Source organism: Pseudoalteromonas luteoviolacea CPMOR-1 (assembly GCF_001625685.1).
Classification (GTDB): domain Bacteria; phylum Pseudomonadota; class Gammaproteobacteria; order Enterobacterales; family Alteromonadaceae; genus Pseudoalteromonas; species Pseudoalteromonas luteoviolacea_K.
Window position 1 is genome coordinate 45,341 of the sequence record NZ_AUYC01000016.1, and the last position, 16,836, is coordinate 62,176.

General features: G+C 42.8%; 12 protein-coding genes. 6 read left to right on the forward strand and 6 right to left on the reverse strand.

All coding sequences use genetic code 11. The features are described from left to right. Positions 1-2: 2 nt before the first annotated feature. The 3 genes from N473_RS05705 to N473_RS05715 form a co-directional block, all read right to left on the reverse strand. The gene (locus tag N473_RS05705) at positions 3-1,289 is read right to left on the reverse strand and encodes a YeaH/YhbH family protein (RefSeq protein ID WP_063367096.1); all 1,287 of its coding nucleotides are present in this window, start codon (positions 1,287-1,289) and stop codon (positions 3-5) included. 22 nt (positions 1,290-1,311) lie between these two features. Beyond that, entirely contained in the window at positions 1,312-3,234 is a 1,923-nt protein-coding gene (locus N473_RS05710) for a PrkA family serine protein kinase (protein WP_063367097.1), read from the reverse strand. A gap of 192 nt (positions 3,235-3,426) precedes the next feature. Continuing rightward, positions 3,427-4,008, reverse strand: a complete 582-nt coding sequence (locus N473_RS05715; protein ID WP_039607785.1) for a superoxide dismutase — start codon at positions 4,006-4,008, stop codon at positions 3,427-3,429. A 234-nt stretch (positions 4,009-4,242) separates the two neighbouring features. Here N473_RS05715 and N473_RS05720 point away from each other — a divergent pair, with 234 nt between their 5' ends. The 4 genes from N473_RS05720 (at position 4,243) to N473_RS05735 (ending at position 11,713) form a co-directional block, all read left to right on the forward strand. Further along, positions 4,243-4,581 (forward strand): Grx4 family monothiol glutaredoxin, encoded by a 339-nt coding sequence (locus N473_RS05720; RefSeq protein WP_023402222.1) that lies wholly within the window; start codon positions 4,243-4,245, stop codon positions 4,579-4,581. Positions 4,582-5,027: 446 nt separating this feature from the next. Next, a complete protein-coding gene (gene gltB / locus N473_RS05725; RefSeq protein WP_063367098.1) occupies positions 5,028-9,485 on the forward strand; it encodes a glutamate synthase large subunit in 4,458 nt (1,485 codons plus the stop codon). Positions 9,486-9,495: 10 nt separating this feature from the next. After that, on the forward strand, positions 9,496-10,911 hold the full coding sequence (locus tag N473_RS05730) for an FAD-dependent oxidoreductase (RefSeq protein WP_063367099.1): 1,416 nt from the start codon (positions 9,496-9,498) through the stop codon (positions 10,909-10,911). A 196-nt stretch (positions 10,912-11,107) separates the two neighbouring features. After that, positions 11,108-11,713, forward strand: coding sequence for a cytochrome b (locus N473_RS05735; protein ID WP_231099527.1), 606 nt, complete (start codon positions 11,108-11,110; stop codon positions 11,711-11,713). Between the two features lie 52 nt (positions 11,714-11,765). On the opposite strand, the gene recN is transcribed toward N473_RS05735, so the two are convergent. The 3 genes from recN to nadK all read right to left on the reverse strand — a co-directional run bounded on the left by recN (position 11,766) and on the right by nadK (position 15,032). After that, positions 11,766-13,442: a DNA repair protein RecN gene (gene recN / locus N473_RS05740; RefSeq protein ID WP_063367100.1), complete on the reverse strand. Its 1,677-nt coding sequence runs from the start codon at positions 13,440-13,442 to the stop codon at positions 11,766-11,768. 61 nt (positions 13,443-13,503) lie between these two features. Then, entirely contained in the window at positions 13,504-14,085 is a 582-nt protein-coding gene (locus N473_RS05745; RefSeq protein WP_063367101.1) for a hypothetical protein, read from the reverse strand. A 62-nt stretch (positions 14,086-14,147) separates the two neighbouring features. Further along, the gene (gene nadK, locus N473_RS05750) at positions 14,148-15,032 is read right to left on the reverse strand and encodes an NAD(+) kinase (protein ID WP_063367112.1); all 885 of its coding nucleotides are present in this window, start codon (positions 15,030-15,032) and stop codon (positions 14,148-14,150) included. A gap of 93 nt (positions 15,033-15,125) precedes the next feature. Here nadK and N473_RS05755 point away from each other — a divergent pair, with 93 nt between their 5' ends. Further along, positions 15,126-16,070 carry an HrcA family transcriptional regulator gene (locus N473_RS05755; RefSeq protein WP_039607792.1) on the forward strand — a complete coding sequence of 315 codons (945 nt, stop codon included), beginning with the start codon at positions 15,126-15,128 and terminating at the stop codon, positions 16,068-16,070. Positions 16,071-16,128: 58 nt separating this feature from the next. After that, positions 16,129-16,737: a nucleotide exchange factor GrpE gene (gene grpE, locus N473_RS05760; RefSeq protein WP_063367102.1), complete on the forward strand. Its 609-nt coding sequence runs from the start codon at positions 16,129-16,131 to the stop codon at positions 16,735-16,737. Positions 16,738-16,836 lie beyond the last annotated feature (99 nt).

Below are 16,836 nucleotides of genomic sequence, written 5' to 3' on the forward strand. Positions count from 1 at the left end.
GTTTATGCTGCACCTTGCTGCTTTTGACGGTTCTTTTTAAATAACTCTCTGAAGATTGGATAAATGTCTTCCACAGATCGTATGTGCTGCATGGCAAAGTTGTTATAGGCTGCAGATAATCCTTGGTATTCTCTCCAAAGGCTTTGGTGTGCTCTTGTTGTGATCTCGATATAGGCATAATACCTAACCACTTTAAGCAACTTATTAGCGAGAATATCAGTGCAATGGGGAGAGTCATCAGCCCAATTATCGCCATCAGACGCTTGCGCAGCATATATGTTCCAGTCCCCTTGCGAGTATCTTTCTGCCACGATTTCATCCATGAGTTTTAGTGCACTAGACACTATCGTGCCACCTGTTTCTTGTGAGTAAAAGAACTCTTGTTCATCGACTTCTTTTGCTTGTGTGTGGTGTCTTATATACACCACCTCTATATCTTTGTATGTACGAGTTAAAAATTGATACAGCAAGATATAAAAGCGTTTAGCCATGTCTTTGGTTGCTTGATCCATTGACCCCGATACGTCCATCAAACAAAACATGACTGCCTTGCTTGTGGGGTGAGGCCTTTTTTCGTAATTTCTGAATCTGAGATCGTAATTATCAATAAAAGGCACAGATGCGATACGCTTTCTTAATGCTTCAATTTCAGCTTCAAGTGTCTCTATTTGGTGCTGAGGTGGTACAGGCTCAGCCAGCAGTGCTTCAAGTTCTGCCTCGAGTTCTTTTAAACGACTGCGTTTACCTGCAGTCATCGCAATTCTTCTCGCAATCGAGCCTTTTAAAGAACGTACAATATCTAGATTACTTGGCATACCATCATTACAAAAGCCTGCTCTATGTGTTTTCATTTGTACCAATTTATCGAGCTGGCTTTTTTGTAAGTTTGGTAATTCCAAATCTTCAAACAACAAATCCAAATACTCATCTTTGGAGATGGAGAAGACAAAATCGTCTTGTCCCTCTCCTTGATCGCTGGCGTTACCTTCACCAGCCCCTCCTCCTTGACCGGAGGGAGGGCGCTGTATTTTGTCACCAGTACTGAATTGATCATTACCAGGGTGTATATGTTCTCGGTTACCCCCCTTGCCTTGATGAAATACAGGTTCGCTGATATCACGTTGTGGTATAGATATACTCTCGCCACTACTAATATCCGTTACACTACGTTTATTAATAGCATCTGACACAGCTTCCTTTATCTGCTTTTTGTAACGTCTGATAAAGCGCTGCCTATTCGGCGTACTTTTATTTTTACCGTTCAATCTTCGATCGATGAAATGTGCCATTGACCACCCTCCAATCGTTAGATTACTGTGACTTCCGAACTCTCAAATACCATTCAGAAAGCAAACGGACCTGTTTCTGGGTGTATCCTTTTTCCATCATGCGGTTAACAAAGTCCTCATGCTTTTTCTGATCTTCAGCAGAAGTTTTAGCATTGAAAGAGATAACTGGGAGCAAGTCTGCGGTGTTAGAGAACATTTTCTTCTCTATCACTGTTCTGAGTTTCTCATAACTTGTCCAAACTGGGTTTTCACCGTTGTGGTGTGCCCTAGCTCGTAAGACAAAGTTTACAATTTCGTTTCTGAAGTCTTTTGGATTTGAAATCCCAGCTGGTTTTTCGATTTTTTCAAGCTCCGCATTGAGTGCAGCTCTATCGAATAGCTGACCGGTATCAGGATCGCGATACTCTTGGTCTTGGATCCAGAAGTCCGCATAGGTGACGTAACGGTCAAAAATGTTTTGCCCATATTCTGAGTAGGATTCTAGATAGGCTGTTTGTAGCTCTTTGCCAATAAACTCGACATATTGAGGGATCAAGTAACCCTTCAGATGGCTTAAATAACGCTCTTGTACTTCAGCACTAAATTGTTCCCGCTCAATTTGCTGTTCCAATACGTAAAACAGATGGACAGGGTTTGCCGCCACTTCAGCGTGATCAAAGTTAAATACACGAGACAGTATTTTAAATGCAAAGCGGGTAGATAAACCATTCATACCCTCATCAACACCCGCATAATCCCGATACTCTTGGTAAGACTTCGCTTTGGGGTCTGTGTCTTTTAAGCTTTCACCATCATAGACGCGCATTTTAGAGTAGATACTTGAGTTTTCAGGCTCTTTAATACGAGATAATGAAGAGAACTTGGCCAAAGTTTCTAACGTGCCTGGTGCACACTGAGCTTCTTTAAGCTCACTATTCTCCAGCAGTTTTTTATAAATTTTAACTTCTTCAGACACCCGTAGACAGTAAGGTACTTTTACGATGAATACCCGATCAAGGAATGCTTCATTATTTTTATTATTTTTGAATGTTTGCCATTCGGACTCATTTGAGTGGGCAAGGATAATACCGTTAAATGGCAGGGCAGAAATCCCCTCTGTGCCATTGTAGTTGCCTTCTTGCGTCGCCGTCAGTAGTGGGTGTAACACTTTGATAGGCGCTTTGAACATCTCTACAAATTCCATCAAACCTTGGTTTGCGAGGCAAAGTGCACCAGAATATGCGTACGCATCTGGATCATTTTGGGCAAAGTGCTCAAGCTTTCTGATATCGACTTTACCAACCAACGCTGAGATATCTTGATTATTCTCATCACCGGGTTCAGTTTTTGCTATCGCAACTTGGTCTAAAATAGAGGGGTAGCGTTTAACTACTTTAAACTTACTAATATCCCCATTGAATTCATGTAGGCGCTTTGTTGCCCAAGGAGACATCACTGTTTTTAGGTAGCGTTTTGAAATGCCGTACTCTTTCTCTAATAGCTCACCATCCTCTTGAGGATTAAATAGGCTAAGAGGGTGGTCATTTACTGGTGAGTCTTTGATTGCATAAATTGGAACTTGCTGCATCAGGTACTTCAGTTTTTCGGCAATAGAGGACTTACCACCACCAACTGGGCCCAAGAGATACAATACCTGTTTGCACTCTTCCAAGCCTTGAGCGGCGTGTTTTAGGTATGAAACAATTTGCTCGATGGCATCCTCCATGCCATAAAATTCGTTAAAAGCAGGGTAACGTGCGATCACACGATTTGAAAAGAGTCGACTCAGTCTTGCGTCTGTTGATGTGTCGATCATTTCAGGCTCACCAATTGCCATGAGCAACCGTTCAGGCGCACTGGCGTAAGCAGCCTTATCCTCTTTACAGATTTCAAGAAATTCAGCAATTGTGAATTCTTCTTCTTTTGCTGCTTCGTATCGGGATTGGTAATGCTCAAATATTGTCATATCAAACTCCAATAACCTGTTAAATAAAATGCGTGGGCTAAAATGCTAGGCGTACTTAAAGCTTAGTCAGGTTCTTGGATATTTGCTTAAAAAATATGAGAATTTAATGTGATAGGGATATTTGGAGACGATCAAAAAAGGCGCCTACGCGCCTTGTTTATTGCTTAAATTGGTACAGTTATACCGTTGTAATTAAGCTAGATTTTGGTTAGCAAAATCCCAGTTTACAAGCGACCAGAAACCTTTTAGGTATTCTGGGCGAACATTGCGGTAATCGATATAGTAAGCGTGCTCCCACAGGTCAACTGTTAGAAGTGGTGTTACACCATCTTGTGTTAGCGGAGTTTCTGCGTTTGACGTGTTAACGATGTCCAGAGAACCGTCAGCTAGTTGCACTAACCAAGTCCAGCTTGAACCGAAGTTGTTCACTGCTTTGTCGTTGAAAGCGTCTTGGAATGCCGCAAATGAGCCCCATTTTGCGTCAATTAGTTCTGCTACTTTACCTTTAGCTTCGCCACCACCGTTTGGAGCAAGGCTGTGCCAGTAGAAAGTGTGGTTCCAAATTTGTGCAGCATTGTTAAAGATGCCGCCTTCAGAGCTAACAATAACTTCTTCTAAAGTTTTGTTTGCAAAGTCAGTACCTTCTACTAGACCATTCAGCTTAACAACGTATGTGTTGTGGTGCTTACCATGGTGGAATTCTAAAGTTTCTTTAGAAATGTGTGGCTCTAATGCATCGATAGCATAAGGAAGTGACGGTAGTTCAAAAGCCATTTTAATCTCCATTTTTATGTTGGATACTCTAAACAGTTAAAAAGATGCCATTGCTAGGGCACTTTTAAGTACGTTTTAGTGCTATATAGTGATACTATAATTCCTGAGTATTTTACTCAAGTTTTGGTAAACAGCAATGCCCGCGACCAAGACTTGTAGTGTGAATGTTTTGTATGCGTTAAAATTGAGCAAAATTCAGTATGCAAACAGTTAATATCGTCATTTGAGGTATATATGGAAACCATTGATAAGATTAAACAGCAAATTGCAGAAAACCCAATTCTTCTATATATGAAGGGATCTCCAAAGTTACCTAACTGTGGTTTTTCTTCTCAAGCTTCACAGGCGTTGATGGCATGTGGAGAGCAGTTTGCTTACGTAGATATTCTTTTAAACCCAGATATCCGTGCAGAGTTGCCACATTATGCAAACTGGCCAACTTTCCCACAACTTTGGGTAGAAGGTGAATTAATCGGCGGTTGTGACATCATCATTGAAATGTTCCAAAAAGGCGAACTTCAGCCACTGATCACTGAAACGGCTGCTAAATACAAAGAAGAAGCAGCTGAATAATCCCGCTCTATCCCATGAAGAGCCCGAATTTATTTCGGGCTTTTTTGTGTTTGTTACATTTTCATCCCTTCCCCTGAACGCTATAGCTTTGTGCTTGACGCGACTAAAACAACTATATACTGAGTAAATATCAAACATTGCCTTAGTGAATATTTATTCATTAAGGTTGAGCTTTACGTTTACGTAAACTGCTCCTTTTTTTATGGTTTTAATCAAAAGTTTAACAGTTGATACCGGTGTCAAATGTTTTTTAAGAACTGAACAAGTCCATTTAGTGCGTTATATTAAATTTTGGTTACTTTATGGGGTCATTGAAAAATATTCAATATAGTGAATATTTATTCTTTACATTGTTGACTCGCTTTCATTTCAGCGCTAATTTTGAATATCTGCCAGTAAATCGTCGAAGTCATTCAAGCTGGCAGGTGTAGCAAGGGGAGGGGTCTATGTTATACGACTCGGCATTAGAAAAAGATAATTGCGGGTTTGGTCTGATTGCACATACTCAAGGCCAAGCAAGCCATAAATTAATACGTACAGCGATCACGGGTCTTGATCGCATGCAGCACCGAGGCGGTATCGCCGCAGATGGTAAAACGGGTGATGGCTGCGGCTTGTTACTACAAAAGCCTGATAGCTTTTTTCGCGCGATTGCTGCTGAAAATGATTGGCGTTTAGGAAAAAACTATGCAGTTGGCATGGTGTTCTTAAATGCTGATGATACTTTGGCGCAATCGGCTAAACGTATTATCAATGAAGAATTAGAAAAAGAAACGCTTAGTATTGTTGGCTGGAGAGTCGTGCCTACACAACCTGATATGTTAGGGCCGATCGCAAAGTCTCAGTTACCGCAGTTTGAACAAGTTTTTGTCAGTGCGCCAGAAGGGTGGAGACCAAAAGACTTAGAACGTCGCTTATATGTCGCAAGACGCCGAATTGAAAAGCGTATTACGTCAGATGAGCAGTTTTATATTGCTAGCTTGTCTGGGCTTGTGACAGTTTATAAAGGCTTGATGATGCCTGCAGATTTACCAAACTTCTATTTAGATTTGGCGGATCTTCGCATGACCAGTGCAATTTGTGTCTTCCATCAACGCTTTTCCACCAATACCCAGCCAAAGTGGCCTTTGGCACAACCATTTCGCTACCTGGCACACAATGGTGAAATCAATACCATTATGGGTAACAGACAATGGGCAAGAGCGCGCGCTTACAAATTTTCGTCTCCTCTGTTACCTGATTTACAAATGGCAGCACCATTTGTCAATGAAGCTGGCTCTGATTCATCCAGTCTAGATAATATTTTGGAGCTATTTTTAGCAGGGGGGATGGATATCTTCCGTGCGATGCGCATGTTAGTGCCGCCCGCTTGGCAAAAAAATCGCGCCATGGATGATGATTTGCGTGCGTTTTATGATTTTAACTCGATGCATATGGAGCCATGGGATGGACCTGCGGGCATTGTGATGTCTGATGGTCGCTTCGCGGCATGTAACCTTGATAGGAATGGATTGCGGCCAGCCCGATATGTGGTAACGCAAGATGGTTTTATCACTGTAGCATCTGAGATAGGGATCTGGGATTATGAAGCAGATGAAGTGGTTGAGAAAGGCCGAGTGGGGCCTGGTGAGCTGTTAGTTGTTGATACGCTCCATGGCAAAATTTGGCAATCATCTGAGATTGATCAAGATCTGAAAGCAAGACACCCATATAGAGCTTGGTTAGAGCAAAACGTCCAGCGCTTAATACCATTTGAACAACTAGATGAGAAAGATGCTGGCCAACGAGATTTTTCAGAAGAAACATTATTGACTTATCAAAAGCAGTTCGGCTACAGCAATGAAGAAGTTGAGCAGGTGATAAGCGTAATGGGGGCCAATGGCCAAGAAGCAACAGGCTCAATGGGGGATGACACGCCATTTGCAGTATTGTCCCATGGAGCACGCTCTTTATATGACTACTTTAGACAGAAGTTTGCACAGGTAACGAATCCTCCCATTGATCCGTTGCGTGAAAACCATGTGATGTCACTTGCTACGTGTATAGGCCGCGAGCAAAATGTGTTTAACGAGACTACTGGCCATGCTAAACGCTTACAGTTTGATTCACCGATTTTAACGTATTCTGATATCAAGCAACTTACTGAGGCAGACGACGCACATTATCAAGTTGGTAAAGTAAACCTGAATTACGCGTCGGAAGAAGGTTTAGAAAATGCCATTACTCGCGTTTGTGATGAAGCACAAGAGAAAGCCGCCAGCGGATGTGTGATGATTGTGGTGAGTGACAGAGAGATTGCTAAAGGTCATTTACCCATTCCGGCTGCGATGGCTGTCGGTGCTATTCAACAACGCTTGGTAAACGAAAATCTGCGCTGCGACTCTAACATTATTGTTGAGACGGGTAGTGCGCGTGATCCGCATCAATTTGCCGTATTACTTGGATTCGGTGCGACTGCCATCTACCCTTATTTGGCCTACGAAACGCTTGTTTCATTGTGTGATAAAGGTGTGATCAAAAAATCATATCGTGATGTGACACTGGCGTATCGTAATGCAATCAATAAAGGCCTCTACAAAATTATGTCGAAAATGGGGATCAGTACCATTGCGTCTTATCGTTGCTCAATGTTATTTGAAGCGGTTGGCCTTGCTGATGAGGTTGTAGAGCTGTGCTTTAAGGGCGTGGTAAGTCGTATAAAAGGTGCTGACTTTAGTGATTTTGAGGCCGAGAGCAAGCTATTAAATCAATTGGCGTTTAGTAAACGTAAGCTATTGAGCCATGGTGGATTACTTAAGTTTGTGCACGGCGGAGAGTACCACGCGTACAATCCTGATGTGGTGCAGTCGTTACAAGTGGCTGTTAAGTCAGGTAAATACGAAGATTATTTAAAGTACGCGGACATCGTAAACAATCGCCCCGTCACCAACTTAAGGGACTTACTTAAGTTAAAACCAGCACTTGTTCCTGTGTCAATTGACGATGTGGAACCTGCAGAGGCTTTGTATAAGCGCTTTGATTCTGCAGCGATGAGTATTGGTGCATTGTCTCCCGAAGCACATGAAGCGTTAGCCATTGCCATGAACCGTTTAGGCGGGTTTTCAAACTCTGGAGAAGGTGGCGAAGATAAACTTCGATTTGGTAACGAGAAAAATTCCCGTATAAAGCAAGTTGCTTCTGGGAGATTTGGTGTTACGCCACACTATTTGCAAAATGCAGACGTGATCCAGATTAAAGTTGCGCAGGGTGCAAAGCCAGGTGAAGGTGGGCAATTACCGGGTGAAAAAGTCACCCCTTATATTGCAAAGCTCAGGTATTCAGTACCGGGTGTTACCTTGATTTCACCGCCTCCTCATCATGATATTTACTCTATTGAGGATTTGGCACAGCTGATTTTTGATTTGAAGCAGGTTAACCCAAAAGCAATGATCTCAGTGAAGTTAGTATCAGAGCCAGGCGTTGGCACCATCGCAACAGGTGTAGCTAAAGCTTATGCGGATCTGATCACGATTGCAGGTTACGACGGCGGTACAGGTGCAAGCCCGCTTACATCGGTTAAATATGCGGGCTGTCCGTGGGAGTTAGGTTTAGCAGAGACACAGCAAGCGCTGGTTGAAAATGGACTACGACACAGGATCCGTTTGCAAACAGACGGGGGTTTAAAAACAGGCTTAGACATCATCAAAGCAGCGATTCTAGGTGCGGAAAGTTTTGGTTTTGGTACTGGTCCTATGGTAGCGCTAGGTTGTAAGTACTTACGTATTTGCCACCTGAATAACTGCGCGACAGGTGTTGCGACTCAGGATGATACGTTACGTCAACGTCATTATCATGGCTTACCAGAAATGGCGATGAATTACTTCAAGTTTATTGCACAGGAAGCGCGAGAATTAATGGCTACCTTAGGTGTGACTAAACTTACGGACTTAATTGGTCGCACTGATTTACTGGAAGTACTTGAAGGCAAGACGAGTAAGCAGCAAAAGCTGGATTTATCGCCAATTTTGGCAAAACCAAATAACCCAAGCAAACAAACTTTATACTGTAGCGCTGAAAACACGTCGCACTATCGTGGAGAGTTAAACGAGTCCTTATTGAGTAAGGCCGTGCAAGCCATTAATGATAAAAGCGGTACTTCGTTGGTAAGTAGAATTAAAAATACTGACCGTTCAGTTGGAGCTATGTTATCAGGTTATATTGCTAGTTTATACGGTAACCAAGGGATGGCTGCGGACCCCGTCGTCATTGAGCTACACGGCACTGCTGGACAATCATTTGGCGTATGGAACGCCGGTGGTCTTGAGCTTACGCTTGTAGGTGATGCCAATGACTATGTTGGTAAAGGCATGGCTGGAGGTAAGTTAGTGATCAGGCCACCTCTTGGTTCTAGTTTCAAGTCTCACCAAGCAACGATTGCGGGTAATACTTGCTTGTATGGCGCAACAGGCGGAAAGCTGTTTGCAGCAGGACGTGTGGGTGAGCGATTTGCTGTACGTAACTCAGGTGTACAGGCTGTGGTTGAAGGTTTAGGTGACAACGGTTGTGAGTATATGACCGGCGGCGTTGTATGTGTACTGGGCCAAATCGGCGTAAATTTTGGCGCAGGAATGACAGGTGGCTTTGCATATGTTTTAGATGAAGATAATGACATGGGCAAACGCTTTAACCCTGAGCTTGTCGAAGTGCTAACTTTGGATAACCTGCCTTCTCATCAAGAACACTTAAGAGGCATGATAGCCGAGCACCTTGAGTGCACTGGGTCAGATAGAGCTGAGCAAGTACTTGCTAACTTCGAGTTGTATTTACCTATGTTTAAGCTAATCAAACCTAAGTCAAGTGATGTAAAGAGTTTACTTGGACATCGAGCGCGAAGTAGTGCGGAACTTAGAGTACAGGCGCAGTAAAGGAGGAGTTATGAGCGAAAACGTTTACCAATTTATCGATGTTCAGCGTGTTGATCCTAGAAAAAAACCTATCTCAACACGCAAGAGCTCTTTTGTAGAAATCTATGAGCCCTTCTCAGGTCAACAAGTAGACTCCCAAGCCGACCGTTGCCTAGATTGCGGAAACCCATATTGTGAGTGGAAATGTCCAGTGCATAACTACATACCGCAATGGTTAAAGTTGATCCGTACAGGACGTATTCTCGAAGCTGCTGATTTATCACACCGCACAAACAGTTTACCTGAAGTATGTGGCCGTGTATGTCCACAAGATAGGCTATGCGAAGGTGCTTGTACGCTTAATGACGAGTTTGGCGCTGTAACGATAGGTAATATAGAAAAATACATTACTGATACGGCGTTTGCACAAGGCTGGAAACCTGATCTTTCTTATGTCACTTGGACTGATAAAAAAGTTGCGATTATTGGTGCTGGACCTGCTGGGCTTGGTTGTGCTGATATTTTGGTCAGAAATGGTGTCAAAGCAGTTGTGTTCGATAGAAACCCAGAGATTGGCGGTTTACTCACATTTGGCATTCCATCATTCAAGCTTGAAAAAACGGTCATGGAAAAGCGCCGTGAGATTTTTACTGAGATGGGTGTTGAGTTTAAGTTGAATACAGAAGTTGGCACAGATGTGACAATGGATGAATTAATAGCTGAGTATGATGCCGTATTTGTTGGGGTAGGTACTTATCAGTATATGCGTGGTGGCCTGGAGAATGAGGATGCTAAACAGGTATATGATGCCTTACCATTTTTAATTGGTAATACAAACCGCGTAATGGGTTATGACGAGTCTCAGCAAGCCTATATTAGCATGGCGGACAAGCGTGTAGTGGTTTTGGGCGGTGGTGACACTGCTATGGACTGTGTTAGAACTTCTGTGCGACAAAAAGCCAAGTCAGTGGTATGTGCATATCGACGTGACGAAGAGAATATGCCGGGTTCTAAACGAGAAGTGAAAAACGCAAAAGAAGAAGGCGTTCACTTTGAGTTTAATGTTCAGCCAAAAGGCATTGTGCTCAATGAACAAGGAAATGTGATAGGCGTTAGAATGGTAAAGACAGAGCTTGGCGAAGCAGATAGTAATGGTCGTCGAAAAGCACAAGAAGTGGCGGGCTCCGAGCACATAATTGATGCTGATGCTGTCATCCTTGCATTTGGTTTCAAACCACACAACCTAGACTGGCTAGCTCAGTATGATGTCGAAATTAACCACTGGGGTGGTATTGTGGCTCCTGAGCAAGGTGCGTATACGCATCAGACCAGTAACCCAAAAATCTTTGCTGGTGGCGATGCGGTTAGAGGCTCAGATTTGGTTGTAACAGCAATCTTCGAGGGGAGAAATGCCGCGGAAGGCATTTTGGATTTCCTTGAGGTATAACCAAAAACTTAAGATAACTTAGTACTTTGCTTAAAGCCCTATTCATTATAATGGGGCTTTTTTTGTTTTAGCATCACTAAAATTTGGCCATTGAACTTACGTTCTGTTTTTTTGGATACCTTGTCCATAATTAACCGCAATACAGAAGTTGTTTTTAGTATTACCATAAGCCTTAAGATTAAATTTAAGTAGCAAAATGATTGAGGTGTCTATGGCGTTTAAAAATAGCGATACAGACTACGGCAGTATTGCCAAGTGGATCCATTGGTTCATGGCTATGTTATTTTTAGCAGCCTATGTCAGTGTATATTATCGCCAGTGGTTTACAGAAGCAAAAACACCTGAAAACTGGACGGCATTGCAATTGCACTTATCATTTGGTGTATCCATTATGGCCATTGTGCTGTTGAGATTGGTGTGGCGAGCAATGAATAAATCGCCTTTGCCAGAGCCAGGCACTAACATGGAGCATTTAGCTGCGCATGTAGGTCATTATGCCCTCTATGCAATCATGATTATTGCACCGATCACTGGATATATTGGAACGGGGGTGAATACTGAGTTTTTCTTTTTATTCGATATACCAAAGTTTTCAGATACAGCGATGTTTCAATACTTTGTAGTGGAAAGTTGGGGATTGACTTTCAAAGAGTTTGAAAAGCCAATTGATTTTATTCATAAAGAAATTCTAGGCGCGTGGCTTATATGGATATTGATTGCCGGGCATGCTGGTGCTGCATTATTCCATCATTTTGTTAAAAAAGATCGTACGCTTAAAAAAATGACCTCAAACGCACCCTAGGTACTTCACTAGAGGTATCAATCTTGATACCTCTTTGCAATTCAACAATGGCTTAACAGCTCTGTACACTGAGTAATTCTTTGGCACTGGCTCGCGTGGTGTTGCTTACACTATCACCTCCCAATAAGCGTGCAATTTCATTGATACGCTCTTGTTCATCTAGTGGCACCATTGACGTATATGTCTGTGCATTTTCAACTGCTTTTTGCACAAAAAACTGCTGATGGCCACTACATGCTACTTGCGGCAAGTGTGTAACACAAATGACTTGTGTCGATTTACCTAATAAACGCAATTGCTTTCCTACCTGAGACGCCGTAGGGCCAGAGATACCCACATCTACTTCATCGAAAATCAAAGTCGGTGTAGTGACTTTATTCGCGATAATAACCTGTATTGCTAAGCTAATCCGTGACAATTCACCACCGGAAGCAACTTTAGCGAGTGCCTGCATCGGCTGACCCGGGTTGGTAGAGACCAAAAACTCGATGTTATCTAGGCCTAACTCATTTGGTCGTCTATCGTTATCTTTATTCAGCTCAATGGCGAAACGACCGTTTTCCATTGATAGTTCATGCATACTATCAGTGATCAATGTATTGAGCGTGCCTGCAGCTGTTGCTCGACTTTCACTGAGTTGATTAGCAGAGATGTGATAAGCATGCAATGCTTCGGCAATTTCATGCTCTAAGTCGTCAATACGCGCATTATCCGAGCAAATACTGTCTAATTCGTGCTGCAGTGCTAGGTGATGCGCTGCGAGTTGTTCAGGGGGGATCTGGTGCTTTCTAGAAAGTGCCATGGCCTGTGTCATTCGCTCTTCGATTTCCTGCAGCCTAATTGGATCTTGCTCTACGCTCTCACCATAACTTCTAATTTCACGGCAGGCTTCTTCTAGTTGTACAGCAGCCTCGCTGAGCATCTGACTGATCCCTTCAAGAGATTTATCTAGAGAGCTTAATTCGCTGAAAGTTTGTACGCTGTGTTGTAATTGACCCAGAACAGTTTGATCTTCTTGCTCATAGAGGCTCATTAATTCTCTTTGAGAGCTTTCAACTAAGGTTTGTGCGTGGCTTAACCTATTATGCTCAGCCTCTATTTGCTCAAATTCACCTTCTTGCAGGGCAAATTCATCTAGCTCTTCAACTTGGTATTCTAGTAGTTGCTTTTTAGCTGCTTGAGCATGCTGCTGCTTAAGTAGGTTAGCATGTTCTTTTTGTAGCTTGTGATAATGGTGATATTGCGTTTTAACAGCACTCAGTGTGTTGTGATGACCAGCGTAAGCATCTAACAAGCCGAGTTGATGCTCAGGCTTCAAAAGCAATTGATGGGCATGTTGGCCATGAATTGCAATGAGCATCTGACCAAGCTCTTTAAGTTGCGCAGCCGTGACTGATGAGCCGTTTATAAAGCTCTTACTACGACCATTTCGTGTGATAACGCGGCGTAAAATACAGTTTTGCTCATCGTCATCGAGCAGCAATTCTGAGAGGAACTTTTGTGCTTGTGGTAAGTTGCGAATGTCAAACTGCGCGGAGATCTCGGCTTTACTGCTTTCAGGGCGGATGGCGTTGGCATCAGCACGCTCTCCAAGACAAAGAGATAGGGCGTCGATTGCGATTGATTTACCAGCGCCAGTCTCACCGGTAATCGCGGTCATGCCAGATCGCCAGTCGATGTTAAGTTCACTGACTATGGCAAAGTTTTTAATTTGCAAACTAGTAAGCATGCTGTATATCCAAACAGTATTTTACTGTTAATTTATACAGCATTCTTTCAAAAAGCAACTTTTAATTGATGACGTCAGCAGCCTGTCTTGATTGAGGAGTGGCTTGTTCATTGCCATCATGAGACGCTTGTTCAGATTCAGAGCTTGCCTCAGGCTCTGGCTCAATTTGCTCAAATGAGTCTGGCGTTTGTATGCGAGAAATGAGCGCTGGCAATATCTCTGTGTAAAAGTTCTTATTATAAGCGATACCCGCAGAAGGTAGTTCTGCGGCAAATAAAAAGAGTTGCTCTGTGAGTAAGTCCACCGTGTCATTGCTACGACACTTGTTCAGCTCAGAGCCCACTTGACTAAGTAAATGTTCACTGACTCTTTCGAGGCGAGCCAAGTTTTCCTCATTATGAGCTTGCACGACAAAAAAGTTGCCGACGATTGCATTAAACTTAGGCGCATGCTTCGGCCTAATGAGTTTGCAATCGACATATTCAGCTATTTTTCTTTTATAGAGTGATGTGATGTCTTTTACACGCTCGTTAAAAATTTTTTTCTCAGCATCACGGGCTTTTTGTCGATTGTTTTCAATGACCATGTAAACGCCAAGGATAGTGATGAGCAGCACTATCGATACAAACACTATGTAAGTCATGTTGTCTTACTTTTCCCTAAATTAGAAAATAAATCTGTCCTATTCTGCTTAACAAATTCACTTTAGTAAAGCCTACTGCCCCAATTAAGTTTCTCTCTAAGAACATGGTAGTAGGAATAACTGGTTGGGTGGATCAAACGGAGCTTTTGAGCTGCTTTTTTTATGACCACTTCGTCCCCCGGCAATAAAGCGAGTACAACATGACTATCGCAGCTTACTTGTAAGCTTGCGGTATTTTCAGGGCTGAGTTTGAGCTTTATTTCTTTGTTAGCATCCACAACTAAAGGTCGACTAGAAAGGGTATGAGGAAACATCGGCACGAGTGCAACTGCGTTGAGTTCTGGTGTTAGAATTGGTCCGCCACCGGAAAGAGAATATGCGGTGGAGCCTGTTGGTGTTGTCACGATTAACCCATCGGAGCGCTGAGAAAAAACAAACTGATCATCAATGAACGCCTCAAACTCAATCATATGCGCCACTTTATCTGCGTGAAGCACGGCTTCGTTCACTGCTAAGTTGGCGCTTTTAAGCTGAGCGTGACGATAGACTTCTACTTCTAATAAAAAGCGGTGCTCTTCAACAAACTTGCCACTGAGTACTTGTTCTAAGGCAGGTTCAAAATCATGGGGGTTCAAATCGGTTAAAAAACCGAGGTTTCCTCGGTTTACACCGATCACGGCGACATCAAAACGGGCGAGTACACGTGCTGCGCCCAACATATTACCGTCACCGCCAACCACAATAGCAAGATCACACTTTTCACCCAGCTGAACGAGATCGAGCAAATGTGCTTCTTGAAGTGCCTCTAATTGCTTGCCAGCACGGCGCTCGACAAAAACATCATAACCCAGTGCTTGCAAAAATGTATAAAGGCGATGTAAGGTCTGAGCCGCGCCGTCATGATTCGGTTTGCCAATAAGGCCGATGGTGTTAAATGGAGTGCTCATTTTTAATGCAAATCCTTGGTGTATCATCTTCCCCAAGATTATCTTAAAATTGAAGTGCTTGAAACTTTGAAATTCACCCCAACATAAAGATTTATGAAATTAAGTGCTCGTGATAAACAAGTTTTCTCGGCTGTAATGACACTTTACTGTAACGGTGAAGGGATGCCAGTTGCCTCTAGTAAGATAGCGAAAATGAAAGGCATGGCGATATGTTCGGCCACAGTGCGCAATGCGATGGCACGGTTAGAAAACCATGGATTACTCTTTTCCCCTCATACATCAGCTGGGCGTGTGCCGTCTGATGTTGGTATTAAATATTGGCTTCAAGAATATTTTGAATTAGATAATATCGCGACTTATTGGCAGCCCGCACAAGAGCAATTGGTGACGTTAGCGCATTCATTGAGCCAACACTATCAGGTTTGTTGTGTTGTTGGTTTGCCTCAAGTGAGCAGTCAAAAGGTTTTTCGTGTTGAGGTGTTAGATTTTGACCGAAAGCATTGGCTAGTATTATTGATTGATAAAGCTGGGCAATCCCAAAATATTTGTATTAACAAGCCGGCCGTTAACTCCGATGAAATGCGCTACCAATTTGCATTGTGGATGAATACAGTATTTAGCCAGCAAACCTTGAAAGAAGGCTTGCATCGTATGCGTGCGATGGCGAATACCGCGATGCCTGATTGCCGAGAGTTACTTACTCAATGGACGCGAGAGTTGAGTTTACAACTGGGTACTGACAATAGCATCGTGGTTGGGGAGCGGCATATTTATAATCGCTTAGAACAGGGCTCGGATGTCAGCTTGGGCGTGCCATTTTTACATCAAGTTGAAGATAAATTAGCGTTTCGTAATGGTATCTCTGTGTTGTTAGGAAGCGAAATTGATACTGATAACTTATCAAGGTATGTTGTACTAAGTGTGCCTTATTTTATGGATCAAGAATATCAAAGCCGTTTTTGTGTTGTGTGCCCTGCTGAGGCGCCAATTGAAGCAATAATTGATGAATTTAGCCGGATAGAGCAAAAAGACTCTTGAAACTAAAAAATCCATCCCCATAATTACGGCAGTTGTAAAGAATCGGAGATTAACTTTCATGTCTGAGCAGACAAAAGCACCAGAGCAGGAACACGAAACTGCACAAGAAGAAGTAGTAGAACAAGCTGCTGAAGCGCAAGCACAGGAAGAAGCGCCACAGTCTGAACAAGGCGAAATAAGCCCTGAAGAGGAAATTGCTGGTTTATACGCTGAGCTTGAAGCTGCAAAGCAAACAATTGAAGGCCAAAAAGACGGTGTTGTGCGTGCTGCGGCAGAAGTAGAAAATATGCGTCGTCGCGCTGCACAAGATGTTGAAAAAGCACATAAGTTTGCACTTGAGAAATTCTCAAACGAATTGTTGCCTGTGATTGATAACCTAGAGCGTGCAATTGAATTTGCAGATAAAGAAAATGAAGCAACAAAATCTATCCTAGAAGGGATTGAGATGACGTTAAAGAGCTTCGAAGATGCGCTTGGTAAATTTGGTGTTGAAGCGGTTAATCCGCAAGGTGAGACTTTCTCTCCTGAGTTCCATCAAGCAATGTCAATGCAGCCAAGTGCGGATGTGGCACCAAATACTGTACTTGCTGTTATGCAAAAAGGTTACACTCTGAACGGCCGTTTACTTCGTCCGGCAATGGTTATGGTTTCTAAAGCTGCAGAATAACCCGTTCATTTATTATTATAAAAGCCCGCTTTGTGCGGGTTTTTTTATTTTTTCCGCTCCAACAATGATTCAAAGTGATTTATGCTTAGTGAAGTAACA